The sequence below is a fragment of the Actinoplanes couchii genome (assembly GCF_016862075.1).
Lineage (GTDB): Bacteria > Actinomycetota > Actinomycetes > Mycobacteriales > Micromonosporaceae > Actinoplanes > Actinoplanes couchii.
This window is the reverse complement of record NZ_BOMG01000006.1, coordinates 75567-101444: the sequence shown is the minus strand read 5'-3', so window position 1 is coordinate 101444 and position 25878 is coordinate 75567. Positions and strand designations below refer to the sequence as shown.

24 protein-coding genes are annotated in these 25878 nt (G+C 71.6%); 15 read left to right on the top strand and 9 right to left on the bottom strand.

All coding sequences use genetic code 11. The annotated features are described in order from the left end of the window. Positions 1–19: 19 nt before the first annotated feature. Positions 20–643: a maleylpyruvate isomerase N-terminal domain-containing protein gene (locus Aco03nite_RS01540; RefSeq protein WP_203792736.1), complete on the bottom strand. Its 624-nt coding sequence runs from the start codon at positions 641–643 to the stop codon at positions 20–22. Between the two features lie 58 nt (positions 644–701). Between Aco03nite_RS01540 and Aco03nite_RS01535 the strand changes: the two genes are divergently transcribed. Together Aco03nite_RS01535 and Aco03nite_RS01530 are read left to right on the top strand one after the other, a co-directional pair. Next, entirely contained in the window at positions 702–1292 is a 591-nt protein-coding gene (locus tag Aco03nite_RS01535) for an HAD family hydrolase (protein ID WP_203792735.1), read from the top strand. Positions 1293–1302: 10 nt separating this feature from the next. Continuing rightward, on the top strand, positions 1303–2214 hold the full coding sequence (locus Aco03nite_RS01530; RefSeq protein ID WP_203792734.1) for a class I SAM-dependent methyltransferase: 912 nt from the start codon (positions 1303–1305) through the stop codon (positions 2212–2214). Here Aco03nite_RS01530 and Aco03nite_RS01525 read toward each other — a convergent pair. Continuing rightward, the gene (locus tag Aco03nite_RS01525) at positions 2174–2668 is read right to left on the bottom strand and encodes an Lrp/AsnC family transcriptional regulator (RefSeq protein ID WP_239144831.1); all 495 of its coding nucleotides are present in this window, start codon (positions 2666–2668) and stop codon (positions 2174–2176) included. The two genes, Aco03nite_RS01530 and Aco03nite_RS01525, sit on opposite strands and share 41 nt — an antisense overlap. 102 nt (positions 2669–2770) lie before the next feature. On the opposite strand from Aco03nite_RS01525, the gene Aco03nite_RS01520 reads away from it, so the two are divergent. Further along, complete coding sequence (locus tag Aco03nite_RS01520) at positions 2771–3760, top strand: Glu/Leu/Phe/Val dehydrogenase dimerization domain-containing protein (protein WP_203792732.1); 990 nt, start codon at positions 2771–2773, stop codon at positions 3758–3760. Between the two features lie 190 nt (positions 3761–3950). Beyond that, the gene (locus Aco03nite_RS01515) at positions 3951–4409 is read left to right on the top strand and encodes a hypothetical protein (RefSeq protein ID WP_203792731.1); all 459 of its coding nucleotides are present in this window, start codon (positions 3951–3953) and stop codon (positions 4407–4409) included. A gap of 77 nt (positions 4410–4486) precedes the next feature. Here Aco03nite_RS01515 and Aco03nite_RS01510 read toward each other — a convergent pair whose 3' ends face one another. Further along, positions 4487–4957: a MarR family winged helix-turn-helix transcriptional regulator gene (locus Aco03nite_RS01510; RefSeq protein WP_203792730.1), complete on the bottom strand. Its 471-nt coding sequence runs from the start codon at positions 4955–4957 to the stop codon at positions 4487–4489. 94 nt (positions 4958–5051) lie between these two features. On the opposite strand from Aco03nite_RS01510, the gene Aco03nite_RS01505 reads away from it, so the two are divergent. Then, the gene (locus Aco03nite_RS01505) at positions 5052–5900 is read left to right on the top strand and encodes an alpha/beta fold hydrolase (protein WP_203792729.1); all 849 of its coding nucleotides are present in this window, start codon (positions 5052–5054) and stop codon (positions 5898–5900) included. On the opposite strand, the gene Aco03nite_RS01500 is transcribed toward Aco03nite_RS01505, so the two are convergent. Continuing rightward, the gene (locus tag Aco03nite_RS01500) at positions 5888–7351 is read right to left on the bottom strand and encodes an aldehyde dehydrogenase family protein (RefSeq protein WP_203792728.1); all 1464 of its coding nucleotides are present in this window, start codon (positions 7349–7351) and stop codon (positions 5888–5890) included. The two genes, Aco03nite_RS01505 and Aco03nite_RS01500, sit on opposite strands and share 13 nt — an antisense overlap. A gap of 68 nt (positions 7352–7419) precedes the next feature. Here Aco03nite_RS01500 and Aco03nite_RS01495 point away from each other — a divergent pair, with 68 nt between their 5' ends. The 6 genes from Aco03nite_RS01495 to Aco03nite_RS01470 all read left to right on the top strand — a co-directional run bounded on the left by Aco03nite_RS01495 (position 7420) and on the right by Aco03nite_RS01470 (position 13399). Then, positions 7420–8226 (top strand): IclR family transcriptional regulator, encoded by an 807-nt coding sequence (locus tag Aco03nite_RS01495; RefSeq protein ID WP_203792727.1) that lies wholly within the window; start codon positions 7420–7422, stop codon positions 8224–8226. 101 nt (positions 8227–8327) lie between these two features. After that, positions 8328–9788 carry a benzaldehyde dehydrogenase gene (locus Aco03nite_RS01490; RefSeq protein WP_203792726.1) on the top strand — a complete coding sequence of 487 codons (1461 nt, stop codon included), beginning with the start codon at positions 8328–8330 and terminating at the stop codon, positions 9786–9788. A gap of 75 nt (positions 9789–9863) precedes the next feature. Further along, complete coding sequence (locus tag Aco03nite_RS01485) at positions 9864–10055, top strand: hypothetical protein (protein WP_203792725.1); 192 nt, start codon at positions 9864–9866, stop codon at positions 10053–10055. Positions 10056–10551: 496 nt separating this feature from the next. Further along, positions 10552–12129, top strand: coding sequence for a hypothetical protein (locus Aco03nite_RS01480; protein ID WP_203792724.1), 1578 nt, complete (start codon positions 10552–10554; stop codon positions 12127–12129). A gap of 44 nt (positions 12130–12173) precedes the next feature. Next, positions 12174–12998, top strand: a complete 825-nt coding sequence (locus tag Aco03nite_RS01475; RefSeq protein ID WP_203792723.1) for an aldo/keto reductase — start codon at positions 12174–12176, stop codon at positions 12996–12998. 131 nt (positions 12999–13129) lie between these two features. Further along, positions 13130–13399: a YggT family protein gene (locus Aco03nite_RS01470; protein ID WP_203792722.1), complete on the top strand. Its 270-nt coding sequence runs from the start codon at positions 13130–13132 to the stop codon at positions 13397–13399. A gap of 127 nt (positions 13400–13526) precedes the next feature. Here Aco03nite_RS01470 and Aco03nite_RS01465 read toward each other — a convergent pair whose 3' ends face one another. After that, positions 13527–15515, bottom strand: a complete 1989-nt coding sequence (locus tag Aco03nite_RS01465; protein WP_203792721.1) for a hypothetical protein — start codon at positions 15513–15515, stop codon at positions 13527–13529. 51 nt (positions 15516–15566) lie between these two features. Further along, positions 15567–16541 (bottom strand): acetylxylan esterase, encoded by a 975-nt coding sequence (locus Aco03nite_RS01460; protein WP_203792720.1) that lies wholly within the window; start codon positions 16539–16541, stop codon positions 15567–15569. A 60-nt stretch (positions 16542–16601) separates the two neighbouring features. On the opposite strand from Aco03nite_RS01460, the gene recD2 reads away from it, so the two are divergent. Then, a complete protein-coding gene (gene recD2, locus Aco03nite_RS01455) occupies positions 16602–18776 on the top strand; it encodes an SF1B family DNA helicase RecD2 (protein WP_203792719.1) in 2175 nt (724 codons plus the stop codon). A 20-nt stretch (positions 18777–18796) separates the two neighbouring features. Here the strand turns inward: recD2 and Aco03nite_RS01450 are convergent, their stop codons facing one another. Then, positions 18797–20167 carry a DUF4331 domain-containing protein gene (locus tag Aco03nite_RS01450; RefSeq protein ID WP_203792718.1) on the bottom strand — a complete coding sequence of 457 codons (1371 nt, stop codon included), beginning with the start codon at positions 20165–20167 and terminating at the stop codon, positions 18797–18799. Positions 20168–20261: 94 nt separating this feature from the next. Between Aco03nite_RS01450 and Aco03nite_RS01445 the strand changes: the two genes are divergently transcribed. The 3 genes from Aco03nite_RS01445 to Aco03nite_RS01435 all read left to right on the top strand — a co-directional run bounded on the left by Aco03nite_RS01445 (position 20262) and on the right by Aco03nite_RS01435 (position 23904). Then, positions 20262–21551 carry a tetratricopeptide repeat protein gene (locus tag Aco03nite_RS01445; protein WP_203792717.1) on the top strand — a complete coding sequence of 430 codons (1290 nt, stop codon included), beginning with the start codon at positions 20262–20264 and terminating at the stop codon, positions 21549–21551. After that, the gene (locus Aco03nite_RS01440) at positions 21548–23041 is read left to right on the top strand and encodes a nickel/cobalt transporter (RefSeq protein ID WP_203792716.1); all 1494 of its coding nucleotides are present in this window, start codon (positions 21548–21550) and stop codon (positions 23039–23041) included. The genes Aco03nite_RS01445 and Aco03nite_RS01440 overlap by 4 nt, the downstream gene beginning before the upstream one ends. A gap of 221 nt (positions 23042–23262) precedes the next feature. Then, the gene (locus tag Aco03nite_RS01435) at positions 23263–23904 is read left to right on the top strand and encodes a DUF4360 domain-containing protein (protein ID WP_203792715.1); all 642 of its coding nucleotides are present in this window, start codon (positions 23263–23265) and stop codon (positions 23902–23904) included. Positions 23905–23914: 10 nt separating this feature from the next. On the opposite strand, the gene Aco03nite_RS01430 is transcribed toward Aco03nite_RS01435, so the two are convergent. After that, the gene (locus Aco03nite_RS01430; protein WP_203792714.1) at positions 23915–25177 is read right to left on the bottom strand and encodes a YibE/F family protein; all 1263 of its coding nucleotides are present in this window, start codon (positions 25175–25177) and stop codon (positions 23915–23917) included. A 55-nt stretch (positions 25178–25232) separates the two neighbouring features. Next, entirely contained in the window at positions 25233–25877 is a 645-nt protein-coding gene (locus tag Aco03nite_RS01425) for an acetoacetate decarboxylase family protein (RefSeq protein WP_203792713.1), read from the bottom strand. Position 25878: the final 1 nt, after the last annotated feature.

Below are 25878 nucleotides of genomic sequence, written 5' to 3'. Positions count from 1 at the left end.
TGGCGTACGAGAAAAGGATCTAGACGATGGAGAAGCCCTCCGGGAGTGGGCCGCGGCCGGTGAGGGAACGCAAGGTTGTCAGGCCTCCGCCGGTCAGGGCGGCTACCCGGGCGGCGAGTGCGGTGGACTCGGACAGGGTCTCCGGGTCGAACTCGATGGGCAGGCCGGCCGCGGCTGCCACGTCCGAGGAGTGCACGACCAGCTCGAACGTGCGGGTGGGCAGCCAGTCGCGGACCCGCATGCCGCCGGCGGGGGTGGCGACCACGTCGTCGTCGGCGACGCTTGCCAGTGCCGCGGTGGCCTTGCCGATCCAGCCGCTGATCTCGCGGGCCGGGTCGTCGCCGAGGTCGGTGCCGGTGGCCCGGGCGTCGTCGGCGGAAGCGGTGCGGGCGGCACCGACCATCTCGGTCGGCGCCAGGCGGAGCAGGGCGAAATAGCCTTCCGGGACCGGTACGACGATGCCCGGCGCCCGGTCGGCGAGCACCGCGGGCACCTGCCGCAACGCCGAACTGACGGTGTGCCCGAGCAGGTCACGCAAGGTCCACTCGCCGAGGCCGGGGCCGTTCAGGTCGGCCGCGGGAATGCGGGAGACCAGGTCGGCGAAGACGATGGCGGCGGCGCGGTACGTGCGGCGGTAGTCCATGTCACCAAACTGCCATGTGTGCCCGCGCGCTCAGGCACGGGGCCGTAGCGTGCCGTTTGTGCTGCTACCCCTGCCGGACGGCGAATTCAAGGCCTACCTGTTCGACTGCGACGGGACCATCACCGACTCCATGCCCGCGCACCATCGGGCCTGGCTGGAGACCCTGGCCGAGTGGGGCGCCGAGTTCCCGCAGGACCTCTTCTACTCGTGGGGCGGCCGCACCGTCGTCGACGTGATCACCGATCTGAACCGGATGCAGGGTCTGGACATGCCGATCGACGTGGTCGCGGCCCGGCGTGAGGAGCTGTTCCAGGCGATGCTCCCGACGATCACCGCGGTGCCGGGGGTGCTCGAGCACATCGACGCGTCGTACGGGCGGGTGCCGTTCGGGGTGGTGTCCGGCAGTACCCGCGAGTCGGTGACCGCGTCGCTGACCGCGCTGGACCTGATGAACCGGTTCGAGGTGCTGGTCTGCGCCGAGGACTACGCGCGGCCGAAACCCGACCCGGAGGGGTATCTGACCGGCGCCCGGCTGCTCGGGGTGGCCCCGGAGAACTGCCTGGTCTTCGAGGACACCGACCTCGGGGTGGCCGCGGCGGAGGCGGCCGGCATGGCATATATCCGTGTACCCGCGCCGTGGGAACGATGACAATCACTGGATGATTCATCAGCGGGCTCTGGAGTTCCTGTTGGCGGCCGAGGGTACGGCCCTGATGCGTTCGTTCACCGAGGATTCGGATCCGGAGTTCGGCCGGGCCCGGGTGGCCGGGATGCGGCGGCTGCTCGCCATGGACGAGCTGGACGTGGAGCCGGTGGCGGTTCAGTGGGCCACCGCCGTGGACGGGTACCGGGTGTGGTCGCAGACCTACGACGATCCCGGTAACGGGCTGTTCGCGCCCGAGGAGGAGGTGGTGCACCGGCTTCTCGGCGGGCTGCCGCCGGGGGTGGCGGTGGACGCGGCCTGCGGGACCGGGCGGCACAGTGCCTGGCTGGCCGGGCAGGGGCATCGGGTGATCGGGGTGGACGGGTCGCCGGACATGCTGGCGGTGGCTCGGGGCCGCTCGCTGCCGGGCGCTTCGTTCCTCGAAGGATCCCTGCAGAGGCTCCCAGTGCCTGATTTGTCCGCAAATATCGTGACTTGCGCTCTCGCACTGACCCACGTGGCGGATCTGCGGCCGGTTTTCGCCGAGTTCGCCCGCGTGCTGCGACCCGGCGGAAGTCTCGTCGTCTCGGACGCGTCAGCCGAATTGAACGCCCTCGGTTCCGTCCCCCGGGTGCGCCTCGCCGACGGCCGCCCGGCCCTGATCGCCAACCACCGGCACCGGGCCTCGGACTACCTCAGCGCGGCATTGAGCGCCGGCTTCCAGGTGCGTTCGTGCGACGAGCCCCGGTGGACGGTGGGCGACCCCTGGACCACCGAAGACGACGACGCGCCGATCGAAATCGGACCGTGGGACACCTGGCCGTGGTCCCTGGTCCGCTACGTGCACCCGGCCTGGCACACCGCGGTGGCGGACATCCCCGTCCTGATCATCTGGCATTTCCAGAAGGAGCACTTCCAGAAGGAGTAATGCCAGAAGGAGCGATGACCCGGTTCCGGTGATGGGCGTAGATCACCGAACTGCGGAACCCGATGATCTCCCGCCGCCCGGAGAACCGGTCCATCAGGAACGTGTGCAGCCCCTCCACACTCGGCACCGCGACGTGCACCAGGAAGTCGTCACCACCGGCGAGCACAAAAACCGACAGCACCTCGGGCAACCCGGCCGCGTACGCCTTGAACCCCTCGATCACCTCCCGGTTCAGCGGCCGGACCTGCACGTTGAGCAGCGCCTGCACCTCCCGCCCGAGCGCGGTGAGGCTGATGTCCGCGTGATAGCCGGTGATCACCCCGCGGTCGCGCAGCAGGCGCACCCGCTCCAGGCAGGTCGAGGGCGCGATGCCGACCGCGGCGGCGAGGTCCCGGTTGGTCTGCCGGGCGTCGGCCTGCAATTCCCGCACGATCGCCGAATCAATTTCGTCCACGTACGCCATTCTGCCCGATCCACCGAACGAAGTTCGCCACGATCAACTACATCCCGTGGAGACGACTAGTTTCGGGGCAGAAGATCGAACAGGGAGTGCAAGATGCATCAGCGAGTCGTAGTGGAACGTGGCCTCCGATCCGGGCTCCCGATCATCGTGGCGGTGCACTCGACCGCCCTCGGCACGGCCATCGGCGGCTGCCGGATCGCGGCCTACCCGCACTGGCGCGACGGCCTGGACGACGCGTTGCGCCTGTCCGAGGCGATGACCGCGAAGGCGGCGCTGGCCGGGCTCCCGCACGGCGGCGGCAAGACGGTGGTGGCCGGAACGCATCCCGACCGCCGGGCCGTCCTGCACGACGTGGGCGACGTGATCGAGAGCCTGGGCGGCATCTACGCCACCGGCCCCGACGTGGGCACCGGCCCGGACGACATGGTGCTCATCGGGGATCGCACCGATCACGTGCTGTGCCGCACCGGCGACTCGTCCCCCGGCACCGCGGCAGGCGTGCTGGCCGCGGTGCGTGCGGTGGTGGCCGACCGTTTCGGCAGCCCCGACCTGGCCGGCCGCAGCTTCGCCGTCCTCGGCGCCGGCCGGGTGGGCACCCACGTGATCAACCTGCTGACGGCCGCGGGAGCAAGGGTGCACGCCGCGGACGTGGACCCGGCCCGCCGTATCGAGGGCGTGACGTGGACCGACCCGGACGCCTGCCTGACCGCCGAGGTGGACGTGCTGATCCCCGCGGCCCTGGGCGGCGTCCTGACCCGCGATGCCGTCCCGAGGTTGCGCTGTGCGGCGATCGCCGGCCCGGCCAACAACCAGCTGGCCGCCCCCGAGGTGGCCGACCTGCTGCACGCCCGCGACATCCTGTGGGCCCCGGACGTGGTGGTGAGCGCCGGCGGCATCATCCACGCCATCGCCACCGAGATCCACCACGAGACCCCCGCCCAGGTGGCGGCCCGCATCGACAGCATCGGCGACACCCTGGCCGGCATCCTGTCCGCGTCCCGCGAGACGTCATCCACCCCCGCCTCGGCGGCTTCCCGGTTGGCGGACTTCCTGGTGGGCGCGGCGGTCCCGGTCGCCGTTTAGAACTTCCAAGCCGATGGAGTACGCCGTTCGGCCCCACAGAAGCACCACTGCGTCCCGCCACGTCGACGCGAGGCCGGCGCGGGTCGAGGCCGACCCGCGACCGCCGGGCGTATGCGGTGGCGTGTGACGTTCCCTGCTGCCGGGTAGGTGCTGGGGGACGTCGATGAGGGAGGGTCGTACCGTGGGGCTCATGATCAACGCGGAGCGCACCAGTTTCTGGGGCAAGAACTACGCCCTCACCCGCGACGACGGGACCACCGTCACCACCTGGGACGTCAGCACGTGGACCTCGGGTGGTGGGTTCAAGCTGGACGGGCGGGAGTACAAGGTGCGGTCCAACGCCTGGGGCACCAAGTTCACCATGCTCGACGACGGTGGCGCGGTGGCGGCCGAGGCGGAGCAGGCCGGGCGCAAGCAGTGGAAGGTGCGGGCCGGCAGGCGGGAGTACGAGTTCCGGCGCCAGTCGTTCTGGAACTGGGATCAGAACCTGGTCGAGGGTGACCGGGTCGTCGGCACGGTCAAGCGCAGCAGCAGCTGGTCCGGCAGTCTCTCCGCCGACCTGCCCGGCCTGCCGACGGCCGTTCAGGTCTTCGTCATCGGCATCCTGATCTCCCAGTGGAACCAGGCGATGGCCGCCGCCGCTTCCTGACCGGCCCGGGGCGGGTCGGCGGCCGCTTCCCGAGCTGCCCGGGGCAGGCCCGCGGCCGCCTCCTGCGCGGCAGAAACTCAGGTCAGGTCGCGGCCGACCCCGCCGGGTGTGTCGAAGCGGATCGGCCGCGCCCCCACCAGCGTCGTCAGGTGCCGCTCCAGGGTCGCCAGCTCCTCGGCGCCGATCCGGGCCGCCCACCCGGCCCGTAACTCCTCGAAGATCGCCTCCCCCTGACGCATCACCTCGAACCCCAGCTCGGTGACGATCAGGCGCTTGCGGCGGGCGTCTCCCGGGTCCGGTTCGACGGCGACGTATCCGCGCTCCTGCAACACCCCGATGGTCTTGGCCGCCGACTGTTTGGTGACGGACAGGTGGCGCCCCAGCGCGGAGGCGTTGTCCGCCCCGGCGGCGATGGCACGCATGGCGAAGTCGTGGACCGGCCGCACGTCGTGGTGCCCGCGCCGGGCCAGTTCGTCGACCGCGTCGTCGACCAGGGTGCGGAAGCCGCCGAGCAGGAGTAGCGCCAGGTCGGCGCCGGTGCGGGACATGACCAGAAGGCTACGCGGCCCACTGGACAAAAGACAGCCTGGATGTCTATCGTCGTAAAAAGACAGCCAGGTTGTCTTTTTACGGAGGAGCGTCATGGAGCACCACTACGCCGAGGTCAACGGCACCACGCTGCACTACGTCTCGGCCGGCACCGGTGGTTCGCCGGTCCTGCTCGTGCACGGTTTCCCGGAGAGCTGGTGGGCGTTCCACGAGCTGATCCCGCTGCTCGCCGAGACCCACCGGGTCTACGCCGTGGACCTGCGCGGCTTCGGTGACTCCGCGGTCGCCGGCGGCGCGTTCGACAGCACCGTCGCCGCCGAGGACCTGCACGGGCTGATCCGGCACCTGGGCGCCGGCCCGGTCCACCTGGCCGGGCAGGACATCAGCGGCGCCACGGTGCTGCGCCTGGCCGCCGGCCACCCGGAGGACGTGCTCAGCCTGACCGCGATCGAGATGGGCCTGCCCGGGTTCGGCCTGGAGGCGCTGGCCGACATCACCCGCGGCGGCGCCTGGCACATCGGCGTGCTGGCCGCGCCCGGCGTCCCGGAGCTGCTGCTCACCGGCCGGGAGCGGGAGTTCCTCGACGCCATGTTCACCGCGATGGTCGCCACCCCGGGCGCGGTGACCGGCGCCGACCTCGACGAGTTCGCCCGGGGCTACGCGCGGGACGGCGGCTGGCGCGGCGCGGCCGGCCTCTACCGTTCGATGCTGCGCGAGGGCGCCGAGATCGTGGCGCTCACCGAAGCGGACCCGCTGCGGATGCCGGTGCTCGCGGTCGGCGCCGGTGGTGGCGAGTTCACCGCCGCCACCATGTCCCGGGCCGCCGGGAGACCGATCCGCACGGTCCAGCTCGACGGCGTCGGGCACTACGCGGCCCTGGAGGCCCCGCAGGCGCTGGCCGAAGCACTCCGGACCTTCCTGGCGCAGCCTCAGAACGGGTAGGTGCGCGGCTCCCGCCGGGCGGTCACCCACTGAACCTCGGTGAACTCCTCGGCGGCGAACCCGATACCGAAACGGCCGGCGCCGCTGTCCCGGACACCGCCGAACGGCATCTGGGGCTCGTCGTGGACCGGCTGGTCGTTGACGTGCACGACGCCGGCCCGCAACTGCCGGGCCAGATCCATCCCGCGGTACGGGTCACCGGTGATGATCCCGGCGGTCAGCCCGAAGTCGGTGGCGTCGGCCCGGCGAACCGCGTCGTGCGCGTCGTCCGCCTCCTCCAACAGGACCACCGGGCCGAACGTCTCGTCGAACGCCAGCTCGGCCTCCGGCGGCACCCCGGCCAGCACGGTCGGCGGGAAGCAGCGCCCGTCCGGCCGGCCGCCGGTGAGCAGCCGGGCCCCGAGGTCGACGGCCTCCCGCACCCGGCGTTCGAGCAGCGACAACGCCCACTCGTTGATCACCGGGCCGACGACGGTGGCCGGGTCGGACGGGTCGCCGGTCGGCAGCCCGGCGGCCTTCTCCACGAAGAGGGCGGCAAAATCCGGCATGACGGTACGTTCGACGATGATCCGCCGCGCGCACATGCAGGTCTGCCCACTGTGCACGAACGCCCCGTAGACCGCGGCGTCCACGGCGGCCGGCAGCGGGGCGTCGCCGAGCACGATCAGCGGATTGTGGCCGCCGAGCTGCAGGACGGCCCGTTTCAGGTGCCGCCCGGCGATCTCCGCGATCCGCCGCCCGGTGACCGTCGAACCGGTGAAGCCGATCCGTCGTACCCGCGGATCGGCAATCAGGGTTTCGGCCACCGCCCCGGCCTCCCCGGGCGCGTGCGTGACCACGTTGAGCACGCCCGGAGGCAGCCCGGCGTCCCGGAGCAGCCGCGCCCAGAACGCCCCGCCGGTGAACGGCGCCTCCTCGGAGGGTTTGAGCACGACGGTGTTGCCCAGCGCGATCGGCGCGACGACGGCCCGCCCGGCGAGCACCAGCGACGCGTTCCACGGGGCGATCGCGGCGACCACCCCGACCGGACGGCGGACCGCGAGGGCCCGGGTGCCGGGCAGGTCGGACGGCAGGATCTGCCCGGTGGGCGCGTAACCGAGCCCGGCGGCCTGGCGCAGCAGCCGGACACAGAAGTCGAGTTGCACGTCGGCGAAGTGCGCGCCGCAGCCGGTCTCGGCGGCGAGGTGCCCGCGCACGTCGTCGCGCTGCCGGTCGAGGGCGTCGGCGGCCCGGAGCAGGATCTGCTGGCGGTCGGCCGGCCGCGACCCGGCCCAGTCCGGAAGAGCGCGGTCGGCGGCGGTGACCGCGGCGCGGGCGTCGTCGGCGTCCCCGGCGGCGACCCGGGCGAAGACGTCACCGGTCCACGGATCACGCTTGTCGTACGTCCGCCCGCCGGCCGCGTCCACCCACTCGCCGCCGATGTGCTGCCGCACCTCTCTGACCCGCTCCATCGCGCCGCCGATGCTATCCGGGCCCGGCACGGCGTTTCAACAGTTCGAACACGAGGTTAGGCTGCGGCATGCCTCTCGACGACGACGACGCCGGCGGCGCGTTCTCCCAGTCGCTGGAGCGCGGGCTGACGATCCTGTCCTCATTCAGCGAGGCCCGGCCGGTGCTCGGCATCGCCGACATCTCCCGCGCGGTCAACCTCACCAAGAGCACCACCCATCGGTACGTGGCCACCCTGGCCCGGCTCGGCTACCTCCAGCAGGATCCGGAGACCCGGAAGTACTCGCTCGGGCCCAAGGTGGTCGATCTGGGGTTCGCCGCGGTCAACTCGCTGGAGATCAACCGGGTGGCCGCGCCGTGTCTGCAGGCGCTGGCCGACGAGACCGGCTACACGGTGAGCATGGCGGTGCTGGACGGCATCGACCTGGTCTACGTCGAGCGCCGCCGGAGCAGCCGGGCGGCCGGCGCGTACGCCCTCGGCCTGAACCTGCACGTCGGTTCCCGGCTGCCGGCGTACTGCACGTCGATGGGCAAGGTGCTGCTCGCCCATCAGGAACCGGCGGCGTTGCGCAAGATCCTGGACCGGGTCGACTTCGCCCGGCGCGGCCCGAAGACGCTGACCAACCGGGAGCAGCTGACCACCGCGCTGGCCCGGATCCGCCAGTGCGGGGTGGCGGTGAACGACGAGGAGCTGGCCGCGGGGCTGCGCTCGGTGGCGGCGCCGGTCCGGGACCGCACCGGCCGGGTGGTGGCGGCGATCAACATCGCGGTGCACCTGACGGTCTGGTCGACGACGGCGGACTCGGTGGTGTCCCGGCTGGAGCGCCCGCTGCGGCAGACCGCCGCGGAGATCTCGACCAGACTGGGCCACCGGTAGACCGCTTCGCTGAAACGGCGTTCGGATGACTGGAACACTCCGTTGATCTGCCGGAAACACGGGCATACCGTCAGCGCACCCCTGCGCTTGGAGGCCGACGCATGCTTCTCGACGACAAACTGTGGACCGGCAACATCTTCATCGGCGGCGAGTGGCGGCCCGGCCGGGGCGGCGCCTACGAGGTGAGCGAACCCGCCACCGGCGCCGTGCTCGGGCGGATCGGGCGGGCCACCGCCGAGGACGTGACCGAGGCCGGCCGGCTGGCCGCCGCGGCGCAGCGGGAGTGGGCGGCCACCCCGCACCCGAAGCGGGCCGCGGTCCTGCGCCGGGCCGCGCAACTGTGGTCCGAGCACGCCGCCGAGATCTCCGGCTGGAACGTCCGGGAGGTCGGCGCGATCCCGCCGATGGCCGGGTTCGCCCTGCACGTGGCCGAGCAGGAGTGTTACGAGGCGACCGGGTTGCCGTCCCGGCCGTACGGCGAACTGCTCCCCAGCGAGGAACCGCGGCTGTCGATGGCCCGCCGGGTGCCGGCCGGGGTGGTCGCGGTGATCGCCCCGTTCAACGTGCCGATCATCCTGGCCATCCGGTCGGTCGCGCCGGCCCTGGCGCTCGGCAACGCGGTGCTGCTCAAGCCGGACCCGCGGACCGCGGTGACCGGCGGGGTCACGCTGGCCCGGATCTTCGAGGAGGCCGGCCTGCCGCCGGGGGTGCTGCAGGTGCTGCCGGGCGCCGCGGACGTCGGCGAGGCCCTGGTCACCGACCCGTTTGTACGGGTCATCTCGTTCACCGGTTCGACCGCGGCCGGCCGCCGGGTCGGCGCGCTCGCCGGTGAGCACCTGAAACGGGCCCACCTGGAGCTGGGCGGGAACTCGGCGCTGGTGGTGCTGGACGACGCGGACGTCGAGGGCGCGGTCGCGGCGGCGTCCTTCGGGGCGTGGTTCCACCAGGGGCAGATCTGCATGACGACCGGGCGGCACCTGGTGCACACCCGGCTGTACGACGAGTTCGTGGAACGGCTGGCGGCCAAGGCGGCGGCGCTGCCGGTCGGCGACCCGGCGAACGAGCAGGTGGTGCTCGGGCCGATCATCGACGCCGGGCAGCGCGACAAGATCCATTCGGTGGTGACCCGGTCGGTGGAGTCCGGGGCCCGGGTGGCGGCCGGCGGCACCTACCGTGATCTCTTCTACTCCCCCACCGTGCTCGCCGACGCGGACGGCGACACGCCCGCATTCCGGGAGGAGATCTTCGGTCCGGTGGCTCCGGTCATCCGATTCTCCGACGCCGAGGAGGCGGTCCGGCTGGCCACCGCGAGTGAGTACGGCCTGTCGCTCGGCATCATCACCACCGACGTGATGCGGGGTCTGGATCTGGCCGACCGGATCCCCACCGGCATCGTGCACATCAACGATCAGACGGTCGGCGACGAGGCCAACAGCCCGTTCGGTGGTGTCGCGGCGTCCGGGACCGGTTCCCGTTTCGGCGGGGCGGCGGCCAATGTGGAGGCGTTCACCGAGACCCGCTGGGTCACTGTCCGTGACAAGCCGCCGGCTTACCCGTTCTGACGAAAACTGTTTCCGGGTGGTAACAGGCACTCCGGGAGGCTTGCGTCACATGTACGTTCATCAATAATGAGCGCCATGAATCGAGCCGAGGCGACACCGGTCGACGGAAGCTCGGCGGAGGCCGCGACGACGGCCCCGCCCACCGGTGACGCAGTGGTCCCCTACCGCAACGAGCCCGAAGCGCGGGCCGCCACCCGGGTCACCGTGACCCGGCGGGCCGGCCCGCGCCGCGGTGCGGTCGCCACCCGACGGGTGGTCGGCCTGTGAACACGGCGACCCGGCAGACCGGGCACCGCCCACCCCGGCGCGACCGGGCCCGCTCCGAACCACCGGACAGCCACCCACCGGTGCCGACGGGGGAACCATGCAGGCCACGCGCTGACCGTCGACGGGCACACCCGCGGCGGACCTCGGAACGTCTGCTGCTGCGGACCGCACACCGGACACCCACGCCCCTCCCGCCACCGGTCGCCGACCTCCATCCGGTGATCGAGCTCCTCCCTCCGGTGACCGGGCCGGACGGGACCACGGCCATGCGTACCCGTACCGCAGCAATCGACGGACCGTGCGACCCGCCAACCGTGACCCGGACCGCGACCCGGACCGGCGCAGCGCGCAGCACGCCGCTCCCACCACCAGGCGACCACGCCGCCCGCCCACCACCAGGGCTCCCGGCGCCACACCCAGCCCTCATTCGAACATGGGTACGCTTCCTGCCAGGTGGGTGCCGGAGCGTGTTCGGGAGTGAGCGGTGGGAAGCAGGTTGCGACGGATCACCGCGCCGGTCGTGTTGGCGCCGCCGACCGCGGTGACGGCCCGGACCCGGTTGCGGGTGTCCACCATCGACGCGCGTGTACTGCGCCGCCTCGGCCTGTACCTGGGTTCCCTCGCCGCCGCGGACCTCATGGCCCGTTGTCGCGACGGCGCGGGATTGGACAACGGCCGATGGGCCGAGCGTAAGCAGTGGTTGTCGCAGCGATCGTCGTCGCGGTGGGCCGGTGCGATCACCAAGGCGAACAACGCCCAGTACGCACTCGCACGTCGTGGACAGCAAGCACACCTCACGACCATGGGCGCGACGATCGCCGCGATCACCGCCCGGCTGCTGCTACCGGTGGGCGGGCCGAAGCCGGGCTATCGGTCGACGGCCCAGTGGTTCCAGAAGTCCCGCCGCGTGGCGGCATTGCAGGACCGTCACCGGCGGGTGCAGGCCGACCATGACGCCGGCACGGTCCACGTGGTGCGCGGTGGCCGCCGGTTGTCGAACACCCGCCACCACCTTGCCGAGGCCGGCCTCACCGAACAACAGTGGCGGGATCGATGGGACGCCGCACGCATGTTCTTGTCCGCCGACGGCGAGACCGGCAAGAGACACGGGAACGAGACGATCCGGATCAGCCCGGACGGCGTCGTGGAGATCAATCTTCCGGCCGAACTGGAACACGAGGCCAACGCCGCCCGCGGCCGCTACCGGCTCGACGCCCGCGCCCGGTTCGCTCACCGCGGCGCTGCCTGGGCCGAACGGGTGGCGCGCAACCGGGCGGTGGCGTACACCATCCGCCACGATGCGATCCGCGACCGCTGGTACCTGAATGCGACGTGGCAACCCGATGCGACCACTCCACAGGCACCTCTGTCAGCAGTGACCGCGGGCATGCTGGTCGGAGTGGACACCAACGACGACCACTACGCCGCCTGGCGGCTGGACGGGGCGGGCAACCCGATCGGGCGACCTCGCCGGTTCGCCTACGACCTGTCCGGATCAGCCACCCACCGCGACGCGCAACTCCGGCACGCCACCACCCGCCTACTGCACTGGACCCACCGCAGCGGTGCCCGGGCCGTCGCGATCGAGAACCTCGACTTCACCGACAACCGAGGACGAGAGAACTTCGGCGACCGGAAACGATTCCGGCAACTGATCTCCCGTTTCCCGACCGGCAAGCTCCGCACCCGGCTCGTCGCTCAAGCGCACGACGCCGGGGTCGCGATCGTGGCCGTCGACCCGGCCTACACCAGCAGGTGGGGTGCCGAACACTGGCAGAGACCCACCAGGGCCACCCGGCACGAGGCCGCCAGTCTCGTGATCGGACGACGCGCGCAAGGACATGCTGCCCGGCGACGGACCGAACCGCCCGCATTCCACCAGAGCGATGGAATGCGGCCTCGCCAAGTCCAGGCCACAGCAGTCCCCGCGCGTGAGGAACCCCGCCCCGCCCGGCCACCCGCACCGACACGATCGACGCGGGTTCCGGGACGGCGAAAGCGGGGAACCAGTCTGTCCAAGACCGTTCGGGACAGGCGCGCTGATGTGCAGGAAACACCCTTGCACAGTGGGTAGGAACGGTAAGAAGAAGCACCACCGCTGAAGAGGAGCCACCCTTCATGGGCCATACGCCTGTCATCACGCTCAACAACGGCGTCACGATTCCGCAGATCGGTTTCGGCGTCTACCAGGTCCCGGAGGCGGAGACCGCGGCCGCCGTCAGCTCGGCGATCGAGGCAGGCTACCGCAGCATCGACACGGCGGCGGCCTACCGGAACGAGGCGGGCGTCGGCGCCGCGCTGAAGTCCGCCGGTGTGCCCCGCGACGAGCTGTTCATCACCACCAAGGTCTGGAACAGCGACCAGGGGTACGACGAGACGCTGCGCGCCTTCGAGGCCAGCCTCGCCCGCCTCGGGCTGGACCGGCTCGACCTCTACCTGATCCACTGGCCCACGCCCCGGCACGAGAAGTACCTGGACACCTGGCGGGCTCTGGAGTCCCTCGCCGCCAGTGGCCGGGTGCGCGCGATCGGTGTGTCGAACTTCCTGCCCGAGCACCTGCGGGCGGTCGCCGACCTGGGCGGCACGGTGCCCGCGATCAACCAGATCGAGGTTCACCCGGCCCTGCAGCAGCGCGACGCCCAGGCGGCCAACACCGAACTGGGTGTGGTCACCGAGGCGTGGAGCCCGCTCGCCCAGGCCGGGGTGCTCGGCGATCCGGCGATCACCCGGATCGCCGACACCCACGACCGCACCCCGGCGCAGGTGGTGCTGCGCTGGCACGTGCAGCAGGGCCGGGTCGTGATCCCCAAGTCGGTGACCCCGGCCCGGATCCGGGAGAACCTGGCGATCTTCGACTTCGAGCTGTCGGCCGACGACCTGGCCGCGATCGACGCCCTGGAGAGCGACGGCCGGACCGGGCCGCACCCGGACCACTTCAACTGATCTTCCGGTACGGGGTGAGCTGACGGTGTTGTGACGGTCACGACCTGACGTGACCGTCACAGAGATCGCCAAGCCAGTTCACAGTTTTCCCCCGCATAGTGGGTGCACGTACCCCTCACACGGAGGTTCCGATGATTCTCGGCCTGATCAGTTTCGCGCTGCTTCTCGTCCAGCTGGTGCTGGTGGTCCGGGTGGTGCTGGACTGGAGCGTGGTGCTCGCCGGTCCCGCGATGCCCGGTTCGGCCCGCTCGAAGGCTATCGACGCGATCTACCGCGTCACCGAGCCGATCCTGGCCCCGGTGCGCCGGGTCCTCCCCCCGCTGCGGGCCGGCGGCATCTCGATCGACCTGGCCTTCATCGTGGTCTTCCTGGCGATCAGCATCGTCCGCTCGTTCATCTGATCCGCCACCTCCGTCCCCGCCGGCAGGCCGAGTCCGGCGGAGACCCCTTTCTCAGGCACCCAGCTCCTCGCGGTCCCGGCCGAGACCGCGAGGAGTTTTTCGTTCCCGGGCGGGGCCGGCCGGCCGGTCAGACCACGGGCTCCGGGTCCTGGCCGGACAAGGAGTTCGGGACCGGCACGGGGTCCTCCGAGGCCGACAACGGGGCCGTTCCGCCGGAGCGGCCGGCGAACCAGATCGCGGCCGGCAGGATCAGCAGGGCCGAACCGGGGACGACCGAGAGTCCGTCGGCCGGGTAACCGGAGCTGTCGATGGAGAAGAGGATGTTCGGGACGAACATCAGCAGGCCCACCCCGGCGTACAGCAGGACCATCGTCCCGGGCACTCCGGCCAGGGCGAACATGGTCCAGAGCAGCGCGGTCCGGCCCCGGCGGCGCGGGCGGTGGATGCGCAGCAGGGCCGCCAGCAGCACGGCCAACGGCAGACCGGCCAGGATGGCGGTGCCGGCGACGGTGTCGTTCACCCCGTTGCCCAGGAAGACACCGAGCCCGGCCAGGCCGGCGGCCGGCCCCGCGACCAGCAGGGCGGCGACCGGCCACGGCAGGGGGTACCGGCTGGTGGCCACCGCCGTGCCGGTGCCGAGCAGCACCAGGGCGACGGCCACCGCGGCGGTGGTGATCGGCAGGCCGATCGGCATGAACTCGTGGTTCTCGGCCGGTGTCGACTGGGCGTAGAGCATCGGGCCGATCGCCACGGCCGTGATCGCGGCGGCCGTCACCCGGACCCGGACCACCCGCACCGCCGCACCGGCCACCGGGTGACCGGCCAGGGACCAGGCCGCCGCGATGACGACGGCCGCGGCCAGCAGGGCGATCCGCAGGCCGGAGGCGCCGGTGAACTCGCCAGGCAGCAGCACCGCCTCGGTCCCGAGCAGGCCGGCGCCGAGCAGGATCGCGGCCCGGCCGGCCGAGCGCCGGTTCGCGGTGGCGGTCAGCACGCCGAGCGCGGCCAGCAGGATCGCGGTCCAGCGCAGTTCGGCCACCCACAGGTAGAGCTCGCCGTCGCCGCCCGGCATCGGGGCGACCGCCGACATCAACGGCATCGCCGGGGTCAGGTAGGTGACCGTGTACGCCCAGGTCAGCACCCCGGCGAGCAGGGCGGTCAGGCCCGCGCCGAGCAGCACCGGCGGCAGATCGGCCGGGCCCTGTTCGGCGACCGGCTCGGTGAACCGGATCGGGCGGTCCGGTGCGGCGGCGGCACGACGGCCGTACAGCACGGCCAGCCAGCCGTACGCGATGAACGGCCCGATCAGGGCGCCGGTGAAGACGATCATGCCGGTCCGGTCGGGTTCGATCAGATCCAGGTTCCCGAGCAGGAGTGAGGCGCCCGCGGCGGCCCGGCCCTGCTGGATCAGCAGCGGGACGGTGGCCAGCGCGGCGGAGACCAGGGCGGCGAGCGGGACGGCGCCCAGGGCCAGCCCGGCGGTGGTGGTGCGGCCGGCCCCGACCATGGTCCGGCCGATCAGCGCGGTCAGGACGGTCCAGGTCACCAGGCCGATCAGGGTGGACAGCGACGGGATCAGCGGGCCCTCGCCGCCGGAGGCGGGCACCAGCAGCGCGGGCAGCATGGCCACCGGGGCGAGGACGGCGGGGCCGGTCACACCGAGGCGGCCGTCGCGGTTCATCGGCAGCCGCCGGCCGAGCCACCTGCCGACCGGCACGCACCACAGGGCGAGCGCCACGCCGTGGCTGATGAGCTGCCCGGCCGGCCAGATCCAGCCGTAGTCGTCCATCCCGAGCAGGTCGAAGACCGGGAAGAACAGCAGGTTCGCCATCTGGCTCACGCCGAGGCCGAACAGGCCGGCGAACACCAGTGCCAGGGCCGGGCTCAGGCCGGACCGGGCCTCGGCCCACCCGCGCGGGACACCGGCGGCGTCGCGCACCGGCGGGGCGGCGAGCAGGCTGAGCGCGAACCCGAGACGCCGGCCGGTGGTGCCGGGCCGCCCCTCCAGATACGCGATCTCCGCCAGCCACTCGTGCAGCAGTTCCGCGCGCAGGTCGGCGGGCCAGCGCCGGGCGGCCGCCCGCAGCGCCCACCGGGTGAGCCGGGTCAGGATCATGCCCGACACCGTAACTCACCCTCACTAGTTTCTCTACATAGGGTGGGAGGCTCAGGAGAGACGGTCGTCCACGAACTCCAGGGCCGCCGTGTCGAAGTGGCCGCGACCGCCCTCGTGGCCGTCCCACTCGTACACCTCGATCTGCTTGGGCGCCTGGATCGCGTTGTAGGCGGCGAACACCCCGGACGGCGGGCACACCGCGTCCATCAGCGCGGTGGACAGGATCGCCGGCGCGGTAATCCGGCGGGCGAAGTGGACCGAGTCGATGTGGTCGAGCGTGTTCAGGGTGCGCTCGGCGGCCTGCGGGTTGGCCCGCAGGAACCGGACCACCTCGTGGAACGGGTCGCTGTCGGTGATGGTGACCGCGCGCCGGATGTCGCAGAGGAACGGCACCCCGGAGACGACCGCCGCGACCAGGTCCGGGGCCAGTCCGGCGGCGGCCAGGGCGAGCGCCCCGCCCTGGCTCTTGCCGGCCACGACCAGCCGGGACGCGTCGACGCCGGGCAGTTCGGTGGCGGTCTCCACGGCCCGGACCGCGTCGGTGATCAGCCGGCGGTAGTAGTAGGTCTCCGGCGCGGTCACGCCCCGGGTCATCACGCCGGGGTGGGCCGGGCCGGCGCCGTACTCGTCCGGGTCCGGAGTGTCGCCGCCCCGCCAGCCGCCACCCTGGCCGCGGGTGTCCATGACCAGGTGGGCGTAGCCGGCGCTGGACCAGAGCAGCCAGTCCAGCGGCAGCCCGCGCCCGCCGCCGTAGCCGATGAACTCGACCACCACCGGCAGCGGCCCGGTCGCCGCGGCGGGACGGTTCAGCCAGGCCCGGATCGGCTGGCCGGCGAACCCGGTGAACGTCACGTCGTACGTGGTGACGCCCTTGAGCGGGGTGCTGACCTCGGTCAGCTTCGGTGGCAGCGCGGCCCGGCGGGCGGAGGCGAGGGTGCCGGCCCAGAACTCGTCGAAGCCGGGCGGCTCGGGGAAGGCGGAGTGGTAGGTGCGCAATTCGGGGAGCGGGAAGTCAAAGAGCGCCATGGTGATCACGCTAGGCGTACGGGGTTGGCCGGTTCTACCCCTTCGCGGCACGATGGTCGCGTGCCGCCGGAAAAGAAGACGCAGACCATCGAAGCGGTGCTGGAGCGACTGACCTATGTGAACGAGGAGACCGGCTACACGGTGGCCCGGGTGGCGTACCAGAGCAGCAGTGATCTTCTGACCGTGGTCGGCGCCCTGCTCGGGGCGCAACCGGGGGAGAGTCTGCGGCTGTCCGGCTGGTGGTCGTCGCATCCGCAGTACGGCCGCCAGTTCGAGGTGCTGTCGTATTCCACCGTGCTGCCGGCCACCGTGCAGGGCATCCGCCGTTACCTGGGATCCGGGCTGGTCAAGGGGGTCGGGCCGATCTTCGCCGGGCGGATCGTGGACCATTTCGGACTCGACACCCTGGACATCATCGAGACCGCGCCGGAGCGGCTGATCGAGGTGGCCGGGCTCGGGCCGAAGCGGACCAGGAAGATCACCGCGGCGTGGGCCGAGCAGAAGGCGATCAAGGAGGTGATGCTCTTCCTCCAGGGTGTCGGGGTGTCCACGTCGATCGCGGTGCGGATCTACAAGAAGTACGGCGACGCCAGCATCGGCGTGGTGAAGAACTCCCCGTACAAGCTGGCCGCCGACGTGTGGGGCATCGGGTTCAAGACCGCCGACACGATCGCGCAGGCCGTCGGCATCCCGCACGACAGTCCCGAACGGGTGAAAGCCGGCCTGCAGTACACGCTGTCGCAGGCCACCGACAACGGGCACTGTTTCCTGCCGGCGAACGAGCTGATGGCCGACGCCGCCAAGATCCTCGAGGTGCCGGGCACGCTCATCCCGGCCTGTCTGGACGAGCTGGTCGAGGAGGAGGGCGTGGTCCGGGAGGACGACGCGATCTACCTGGTCCCGTTCCACCGCGCCGAGCAGTCCCTGTCCTCCACTCTTGTCCACTTGTTGCGCGGAAAGTCGGACAGAATGCCGCATTTTCACGATGTGGACTGGGACAAAGCCCTTACGTGGCTGCACAAGAGAACCGGATCGACACTCGCGAAAGAACAGGAGCAGGCGGTCCGGCTCTCGCTCACCGAGAAAGTAGCGGTCCTCACCGGCGGCCCGGGGTGCGGCAAGAGTTTCACCGTACGCTCGATCGTCGAACTCGCCGCCGCCAAGCAGGCCAAGATCCAGCTGGTCGCCCCCACCGGCCGCGCCGCGAAACGCCTCGCCGAGCTGACCGGCCATCCCGCCGCCACCGTGCACCGCCTGCTCAAGCTCCAGCCCGGCGGCGACGCCCAGTACGACCGCGACAACCCGCTGGACGCCGATCTGATCGTCGTCGACGAGGCCTCGATGCTCGACCTGATCCTGGCGAACAAGCTGGTCAAGGCGATCGCCCCGGGCGCGCACCTGCTGCTGGTCGGTGACGTCGACCAGTTGCCGTCGGTGGGCGCCGGCGAGGTGCTGCGGGATCTGCTGGCCGCCGACGTGATCCCCCGGGTGCGGCTGACCCAGATCTTCCGGCAGGCGGCGCAGAGCGGCGTGGTCACCAACGCGCACCGGGTCAACCAGGGCCGGTCGGTGCTGCTGGACGGGATGACCGACTTCTTCCTGTTCCCGTGCGACGACACCGAGGCCGCGGCGGCGCTCACCGTGGACGTGGCCTGTCATCGCGTACCGCGGAAATTCGGTCTTGATCCGCGCCGCGACATCCAGGTGCTGGCTCCGATGCATCGCGGCCCGGCCGGCGCCGGCGCGCTGAACACACTGTTGCAGCAGCAGCTCACCCCGGCCCGGGAGGGGCTGCCGGAACGGCGGATGGGTGGCCGGGTGTTCCGGGTGGGCGACAAGGTCACCCAGATCCGGAACAACTACGACAAGGGGGTCGCGGGGGTCTTCAACGGCACGGTCGGCGTCGTCACGGCGTTGTCGACCGACGATCAGACGCTTGCGGTACGCACGGACGAGGACGAACTGATCGACTACGACTTCGACGAGCTGGACGAGCTGGCCCACGCCTACGCGATCACCATCCACCGCTCGCAGGGTTCCGAGTACCCCGCCGTGATCATCCCGCTGACCACCAGCGCCTGGATGATGCTGCAGCGGAATCTGCTCTACACCGCGATCACCCGGGCCAAGAAGCTGGTGGTGCTGGTCGGTTCGCGCCGCGCGCTGGCCGCCGCGGTCCGCACGGTCGGGGCGGGCCGCCGGTACACCGCGCTCACCCGCCGCCTGGGTTCGTAGACGGCGGGTGAGCCGGGTGCTCACTGCTTGTTGACGCTGTCCTGGTTGGGCAGGGCCACGTACGGGAAGGTGGCGCGGAATCCGGCGCTGTTGCCGTTGACGCCGTCGCCCAGGGTCTTGACCGCGTCCGGCGGGTTCGGCAGCAGGATGCCCTCGGCGGCCTGCAGGGTCACGTCGATGACGTCGTCGGCGAGCCGCCGCCCGTTCGGGAAGCCGGCCAGGTCACCGCCGATCACGCCGAGGCGGTGCGGGCTGTCCGACGGCGGCACCGCCATGTTGAGGCGCAGCTGCTCGCTGGGGACGAACGCCTTCTTGACCACGTCCTTGTTGAGCATCTGCGAGTTGAGGTCGGCGGCGATCGGGCCGCAGGCCTTACAGACACCGGTCAGGAACACCTCGACCAGGTCCTTGCGCGGGGTGGCCGGGGCCGGGATCTGATAGATGGCCTCGATCAGCTTCGGCACCTCGGGGCTGATGACGGACGCACCGAACTTCGCGTCGGTGGCCGGTTTGCTGACGTTGAACTCGTTCTTGCGGCCGACCGGGATGACCGCCTCGTTCACCAGCGGCATGCCCAGCCGGGACACCTGCTGCAGCACCGGCGCCTTGCCCTTCATGCTGGCGCCGATCCGCGAGGTGGTCGACCAGATGCCGACGACCGGGTTGCGGGTGACGTTGCCCTTGAGCGCCAGATCACCCTTGGGCACCCGCAGGGCGATGGTGTTGACGTTGTAGCCCTTGAGGGTGTCCTCGCCGACCTCGCTCAGGTCGCCGCCGTAGAGCAGGTCGAAGACCCGCAGGTCGGCGAAGAACGGGTCGTCGGACTGGCCGGCGAACGAGGTGACCTTGCCCGCGGCGGTGATCGCCTCGTCGGAGACCGCGCCGTAGTTCGGCATCGACGCCTTGCCGGTGAACGACGGCGCGACCCGGGCCGACTTGATCACCTGTTTGGTCCCGGCCGGGGTGATCCGGTCCAGCGAGTAGCTCTGCCGGAAGTTGAGGTCGCCGTCGCCGAGCTCGGTGACCGGGCCGGTGTTGTAGAGGAAGCTGCCGGCGTTGCGGTAGCTGCTGCGGAACGTCCACCGGTAGGTGATGTCCGGCTTGGCGTCACCGTTGTTGTCGATGTTGATGTCGTACGCGGTCTTCTCGAGGAACGGATAGAAGTTCGGGCCCCCGTTCGGCTCCTCGAACGGCTGCCAGCTCGCCACCATGGTGACGGTGTCGGGCATGTCCGGGCTGACGAACGCGTACAGGTCGGTGTTGTCCAGGCCCGGTGTGCCGGCGATCAGCGGCGCCTCCCGGTGCGAGGAGGCGTTGCTCTGGACCGGTGCGAGCGAGGCCACGCAGACCACCGAGACGCCGAGTGCGGCGGCGCGAAGGACGGTTCTCATTCTTCCCCCGTGTTTTGGTGATGAACCTATTCGAATAGCTTTCACTAGTTATGTCTGCTAGGCGGGAAAAGGCCGATTAGTGCACGATCGAGCCATGCGACGACGATGGACGCGCCCGCTGCTGGTCACCGGCCTGGCCGGGGCCGTCCTGCTCGGCGCGGGCGTGGCGCTGACCCCGTGGCACACCGCGCCCGCCACGCCACCGGCCCCGGCCCCGGCTTCTCCGCTCGCCCGCCTGCAGGCGCATCTGGCCGCCGTTCCCGGCGACTGGCAGGGCTGGGCGGCCCTCGGCCTGGCCCACGTCCAGCTCGGCCGGATCACCTTCGACCCGGCGCACTACCCGGCCGCCGAGACCGCGCTGCGCCGCTCCCGCGAGGTGCGCCCGGACGGCAACGCCGCGGCGATGACCGGGCTCGGCGCGCTGGCCGCCGCCCGGCACGACTTCCGCGCGGCCCTGCGGTACGCCCGCTCGGCGGTCGCCGTGGACGCCTATTCCGCCGACGCCTACGGGGTGCTCACCGACGCGTACGTGGAACTCGGCCGCTACGACGACGCCACCGCCGCCGTCCAGCGGATGCTCGACCTGCGCCCGGACACCGCCTCCTTCGCCCGCGCCTCCTACCTGTTCGAACTACGCGGCGACCAGGACCGGGCGGTCGAGCTGATGACCCGGGCCCGGGAGTCGGCCGGCACCCCCGACGAGGTCACCTTCACCCTGACCCACCTGGGCGAACTGGCCTTCGCCGCCGGCGACCCGGACACCGCCGCGGCCCGCTTCGCCGAGGGCCTGGCCCGCGAGCCCGGGCAGCCCGCGCTGCTGGCCGGCCGGGCGAAGGTGGCCGCCGCACGGGGCGACCTGGCCGCCGCCGAACGTGACCTGCGGGCCGTCACCGACCGGCTGCCCATGGTGGAGTACCTGACCGCGCTCTCCGACGTGCAGACCGCGGCCGGCCGGACCACCGACGCGGCCCGGACCGACGATCTCGTCCGGTTCACCGCCCGGCTGCCCGGCACCGGACCGGCCGCCACCGACGTCGACCTGATCCTGTTCGACGCCGACCGGGGTGACGCGCGCACCGCGGTCGCCAAGGGCCGGGCGTTGCTCGCGGCCCGGCCGGGCGTCACCGTGCACGGCGCGTACGCCTGGGCCCTGCACGCCGCCGGCGACGACCGGGCCGCCCTCGACCACGCGAACCGCGGCCTGCGGCTGGGCACCCGGGACGCCCGCGCCCACTACCACCGCGCGATCATCCGGCTGGCCCTGCACGACCGGGCCGGGGCGCGCGCCGACCTCACCCGGGCCCTGGACCTCAACCCCTGGTTCTCCCCGCGGTACGCCCCGGCGGCCCGCGCCCTCCTCACCGACCTGGGCGGCCCCGCATGATCCACAGAAGTCTCGTCCCGCTGGCGCTCGGACTGCTGGCCGCGCTGGCCACCGGCGCTCCGGCCGCCGCACACCCGCTGGGGAACTTCACCACCAACCAGTACTCCGGGCTACGGGTCGGCGCCGCCGGGGTGGACGTCGACTACGTGCTGGACCTCGCCGAGATCCCCGCCTACCAGGCGCGCACCACCGAGATCGACGCCGACCACGACGGCGCCGAGACCCCGGCCGAGACCGACGGCTGGGCCGGGCGCACCTGCGCGGCGGCAGCGGCGGCCGGGACACTGACCGCCGGCGGCGCCACACTGCGGCTCGCCGTCACGGAGCACCGGCTGACGTTCCCGGTGAGCACCGGCGGGCTCACCACCCTGCGGCTGGAGTGCACCCTGCACGCCGCGGCGGCGATCACCGGGACGACGGCGATCTCCTACCGGTCGGCGCTGTTCGCCGACCGGCTGGGGTGGCGCGAGATCACCGCGATCGGCGACCGCTTCACCGTCGGCGACACCGACGTGCCCGGCGCCAGTGTCAGCGCGCTGCTCACCGCGTACCCGCCGGGGGTGTCCACCTCCGACGTGCGGGCCGCGAACTTCACCGTGCGGCCCGGCGGACCGGCCGCGGCGCCGCTCACCCCCGGCGGCGTGCCGCAGGCGCGGGACACCGACCGGCTCACCGCCTGGTTCACCGGGCTGGTCGGGCACCCCGACCTGACCCCGGGCATCGGCGCGCTCGCCCTGCTGATCGCCGTGGTGCTCGGCGGCGCGCACGCCATCGCCCCGGGACACGGCAAGACGATCATGGCGGCGTACCTGATCGGCGGCCGGGGCCGCTCGGGTCACGCGCTGACGATGGCCGCGACGGTGGCCGTCACCCACACGCTCGGGGTGCTCACCCTCGGGGTCGTCTTCGCCACCACGCTGCAGCTCGCGCCGGACGTCATGTACGGATGGCTGCGACTGATCAGCGGGATCGTGGTCGCGCTGGTCGGCATCCACCTGCTGCGCCAGGCCACCCACCGGCATCCCGTGCTGGTGGGCCATGCGCACCCGCACGAGCACACCCACGACCACGACCACGACCACGACCACGACCACGACCACCCTCACGTACACGTCCACAGCCACGGTGGCCGCCCGCACTCCCATCACCTGCCCGAACCGGGACGTCCGCTGAAGACCCGCACCATGCTGGCGATGGGGTTCGCCGGCGGGCTGTCCCCCAGCCCGTCCGCGGTGGTGGTCCTGCTCGGCGCCGCCGCGCTCGGCCGGGCCTGGTACGGCGTGCTGCTCGTGCTGGCCTACGGCATCGGCCTGGCCGCCACCCTGATCGGCATCGGCTTCGCCCTGGCCCACTGGGGTGCACACCTGCACCGGATGGGCGCCGGCCGGTGGGGCGCCCTGCTGAGCCGGCGGCTGCCGACCGCCACCGCCGCCGTGATCGTGGTCGCCGGGGTCGGCATGGCCGTGCTGGCGCTCCCCGGCCTGCTCTGACCGGACCCGATTACCACACACCGGGAAACCGCGTGCGGCGTTTCCGCAGATCCGGCCGAATGGCCGTGTTGTCCGCACTCTGGTACGGCTGTTCCGCGCCCCGCTTCCGGCACTTCGGAGAATCGCTAGGGTTATCCGGGTAAACGATTATCGAGATCCTTTTCCGAAGCATTTTCGAGGAGCCCGGAAAAGGAATACGAAACCCAACGGGGGGAATTCTCATGTTGCGTTCGATGACCGCGGGAACGGCACTTCTCGGCGCGCTCGCGATGTCCGCTCCGGTCCAGGCCGCGCCGGAGGCGGCGCCCAAACCGGACCGGATGATGGTGATCGACGTGGTGTCGGTGAACGGCTCCGGCTGCCCGGAGGACAGCGCGACCGTGCAGGTCTCGCCGGACAACACCGCTTTCACGGTGAGCTATTCGAAGTACACCGCGTCGGTCGGGCCGAAGGAGGGGCCGCTGGACTTCCGGAAGAACTGCCAGCTGGGACTGGACATCCGGGTTCCGGGCGGATTCACGTTCGCCATCGCCAGCGCCGATTACCGCGGATACGCGAGCCTGAAGTCGGGGGCCCGCGGCCAGCAGATCGCCAGTTACTACTTCCAGGGGCATTCGAACACCACCCGCAGCACCCACGATTTCAAGGGGCCGATGGAGGACTCGTGGCAGCGTACCGACAAGGTGGCGATCGCCTCGACGAGTTTCCTGCCGTGCGGTGAGCGCCGCTATCTCAACATCAACACCGAACTGCGGGTGAACCGCGGCACGTCGGACACCAAGAAGCACACCAACTTCCTGACCATGGACTCGACCGACACGTCGCTCAGCACGCTCTACCGGGTCGTCTGGCAGAAGTGCTGAATCTCGGGTCTCAACGTTCCACGAACGCCTGCCACGGATCCTCGGCCGGGCGCTCCCGATGTTTCGCCGGGCCCTTCTTCTCGGGACCGTCCGGCTTCCTCCCGGGAGCATCCGGCCGATGATGCCGGGCCATGTACCACGCGGCCAGCGCCGTGGTGATCGGCACCGCGGCGACCAGGCCGATCGTGCCGACCGCGCTGCGCACCAGCTCCTCGGCGATCAGCTGGGTGGTCAGCACCTCACCGACCGGGGTGTTGCCGGCGGCGAAGAGCAACATCAACGGCAGGGAGGCTCCCGCGTACGCCAGGACGATGGTGTTGATCACCGAGGCGATGTGGGCCCGGCCGATCCGGGTCGCGGCCCCGTAGAGGCGGCGGAACCCGTACGCCGGATTCGCCAGGGCCAGCTCGGTGACCGTGGCCGACTGGGTGACCGTGACGTCGTCGAGCACCCCCAGCGACCCGATCACGATGCCGGCCAGCAGCAGGCCCTGCATGTTGACGTCGCCGTGGGTGATGGTCAGGAAGTTCGACGTCTCGTCGGAGACGCCGGTCAGGTGCACCGCGGCGGTGGAGATCGCCGCCAGCACCGCGGTGATCGCCAGGCTGACCAGGGTGCCGGCCACCGCTATCGACGTGGTGATCGACAACCCGTGTGTCAGGTACAGCACGATCAGCATGATCGCGGCCGAGCCGACCACCGCCACCATGATCGGCGACTTGCCGTCCAGGATCGCCGGGACGATGAACCAGAGCAGGATGCCGAACGTGATCGCCAGCCCGGCCAGCGCGGTCAGCCCCCGCCACCGGCCGAACGCGATCACCGCCAGCGCGAACACCAGCCCCAGCATCCACAGCTCGGTGCCCCGCTGGTGGTCGGTGATCGCGTAGGTGGTCGCGCCGTCCTCACCGTTGAGCTGCATCAGCGCCACGTCGTCACCGACCCCGACGACCGGGGCGCCCGGCCCGGACGGGATCTCGGTGGTGATCGTCGCGCCGCTGTCCAGCCGCACCGTCAGGGTGCCGCAGTTCACCTCCGGGGTGTCACCGGCCGGCACCTCCGGGCACGCCACCGGGGTCATCGTCATCACCTCGCCGCCGGTCATCACCGGACCGGTGCCGCCGTCCACGGCCGGGACGTCGCGCGGCCACAGCAGCAGCATCCCGAGCAGAGTCAGCAGCACCGCGGGCACCAGCAGGTAGAGCGTGACGCGGCGGCCTCCGGGCAGCGCCGGCAGGTCGCCGTGCGCGTGGGAATGGTGGTCGGCGCTCATCGTGCTCCTCCGGGGCGGCTGCGGGGTACCGCAGAACCGTACCCGCGCTCGCTGATCAGCGGGTCGTGCGTGCCCGTTCCCCGGTGGGCCGGCCGAAGGTAAGCCAGAAGTCGGTGATCGCCAGGCTCGTCACCGGTCGGCGGCCGGCCAGGTAGCCGAGCGGGCCGGACCGGTCGGGACGCCACGCGGCGTGTGCCGTCCGCAATCCGCTCCGTCCCCGCACCGGGGTCTTCCGAACCTTGCCGGCCAGCTCCTGGGCCACCGTGAAGCCGAGCGGGAACCGGCCCGGGAGGCGTCTGCGCAGCCGGAACAGCGCGGCCACGTCCGGACCTGCCATGGTGGCGTCGACGAGCGGATCGTTCTCCGCGTCGATGGTGAACCCGGCCAGCTCCTTCGGGATGCCCCAGAGACCGCGGCCGCCCTCCTTCGAGACCTCGCTGTCCACCCAGATGTCGGTGATGCTCACCCGGGGACGGCCGCGCTCGTGCACCAGGACGGCGCTGAGCAGCTCCCGGTAGTGCAGGACACCGCCCGGTTCGTACGACACGAAAGCGGCGCCGACCGCGGCCCGTCCGCCGACGGTGACCGGGCGCACCGCCACCCCCAGCACCGGGGGCAGCGGTGGCAGGTCCCGCCGGGGGACCAGAAAGATCGAGAGGTACATCTGTCCGCGCAGGTGCCAGGGCTCAGGCGGGTACATA

What these genes read in the sequence shown, in the direction of transcription:
- Aco03nite_RS01490 (WP_203792726.1), top strand. Translation starts at nt 8,328, where the DNA reads ATGCTTCTCGACGACAAACTGTGGACCGGCAACATCTTCATCGGCGGC.
- Aco03nite_RS01435 (WP_203792715.1), top strand. Translation starts at nt 23,263, where the DNA reads ATGTTGCGTTCGATGACCGCGGGAACGGCACTTCTCGGCGCGCTCGCG.
- Aco03nite_RS01505 (WP_203792729.1), top strand. Translation starts at nt 5,052, where the DNA reads ATGGAGCACCACTACGCCGAGGTCAACGGCACCACGCTGCACTACGTC.
- Aco03nite_RS01425 (WP_203792713.1), bottom strand. Translation starts at nt 25,877, where the DNA reads ATGTACCCGCCTGAGCCCTGGCACCTGCGCGGACAGATGTACCTCTCG.
- Aco03nite_RS01515 (WP_203792731.1), top strand. Translation starts at nt 3,951, where the DNA reads ATGATCAACGCGGAGCGCACCAGTTTCTGGGGCAAGAACTACGCCCTC.
- Aco03nite_RS01460 (WP_203792720.1), bottom strand. Translation starts at nt 16,541, where the DNA reads ATGGCGCTCTTTGACTTCCCGCTCCCCGAATTGCGCACCTACCACTCC.
- Aco03nite_RS01520 (WP_203792732.1), top strand. Translation starts at nt 2,771, where the DNA reads ATGCATCAGCGAGTCGTAGTGGAACGTGGCCTCCGATCCGGGCTCCCG.
- Aco03nite_RS01500 (WP_203792728.1), bottom strand. Translation starts at nt 7,351, where the DNA reads ATGGAGCGGGTCAGAGAGGTGCGGCAGCACATCGGCGGCGAGTGGGTG.
- Aco03nite_RS01430 (WP_203792714.1), bottom strand. Translation starts at nt 25,177, where the DNA reads ATGAGCGCCGACCACCATTCCCACGCGCACGGCGACCTGCCGGCGCTG.
- Aco03nite_RS01450 (WP_203792718.1), bottom strand. Translation starts at nt 20,167, where the DNA reads ATGAGAACCGTCCTTCGCGCCGCCGCACTCGGCGTCTCGGTGGTCTGC.
- Aco03nite_RS01495 (WP_203792727.1), top strand. Translation starts at nt 7,420, where the DNA reads ATGCCTCTCGACGACGACGACGCCGGCGGCGCGTTCTCCCAGTCGCTG.
- Aco03nite_RS01440 (WP_203792716.1), top strand. Translation starts at nt 21,548, where the DNA reads ATGATCCACAGAAGTCTCGTCCCGCTGGCGCTCGGACTGCTGGCCGCG.
- Aco03nite_RS01510 (WP_203792730.1), bottom strand. Translation starts at nt 4,957, where the DNA reads ATGTCCCGCACCGGCGCCGACCTGGCGCTACTCCTGCTCGGCGGCTTC.
- Aco03nite_RS01540 (WP_203792736.1), bottom strand. Translation starts at nt 643, where the DNA reads ATGGACTACCGCCGCACGTACCGCGCCGCCGCCATCGTCTTCGCCGAC.
- Aco03nite_RS01475 (WP_203792723.1), top strand. Translation starts at nt 12,174, where the DNA reads ATGGGCCATACGCCTGTCATCACGCTCAACAACGGCGTCACGATTCCG.
- Aco03nite_RS01465 (WP_203792721.1), bottom strand. Translation starts at nt 15,515, where the DNA reads ATGATCCTGACCCGGCTCACCCGGTGGGCGCTGCGGGCGGCCGCCCGG.
- Aco03nite_RS01485 (WP_203792725.1), top strand. Translation starts at nt 9,864, where the DNA reads ATGAATCGAGCCGAGGCGACACCGGTCGACGGAAGCTCGGCGGAGGCC.
- Aco03nite_RS01530 (WP_203792734.1), top strand. Translation starts at nt 1,303, where the DNA reads ATGATTCATCAGCGGGCTCTGGAGTTCCTGTTGGCGGCCGAGGGTACG.
- Aco03nite_RS01445 (WP_203792717.1), top strand. Translation starts at nt 20,262, where the DNA reads ATGCGACGACGATGGACGCGCCCGCTGCTGGTCACCGGCCTGGCCGGG.
- Aco03nite_RS01470 (WP_203792722.1), top strand. Translation starts at nt 13,130, where the DNA reads ATGATTCTCGGCCTGATCAGTTTCGCGCTGCTTCTCGTCCAGCTGGTG.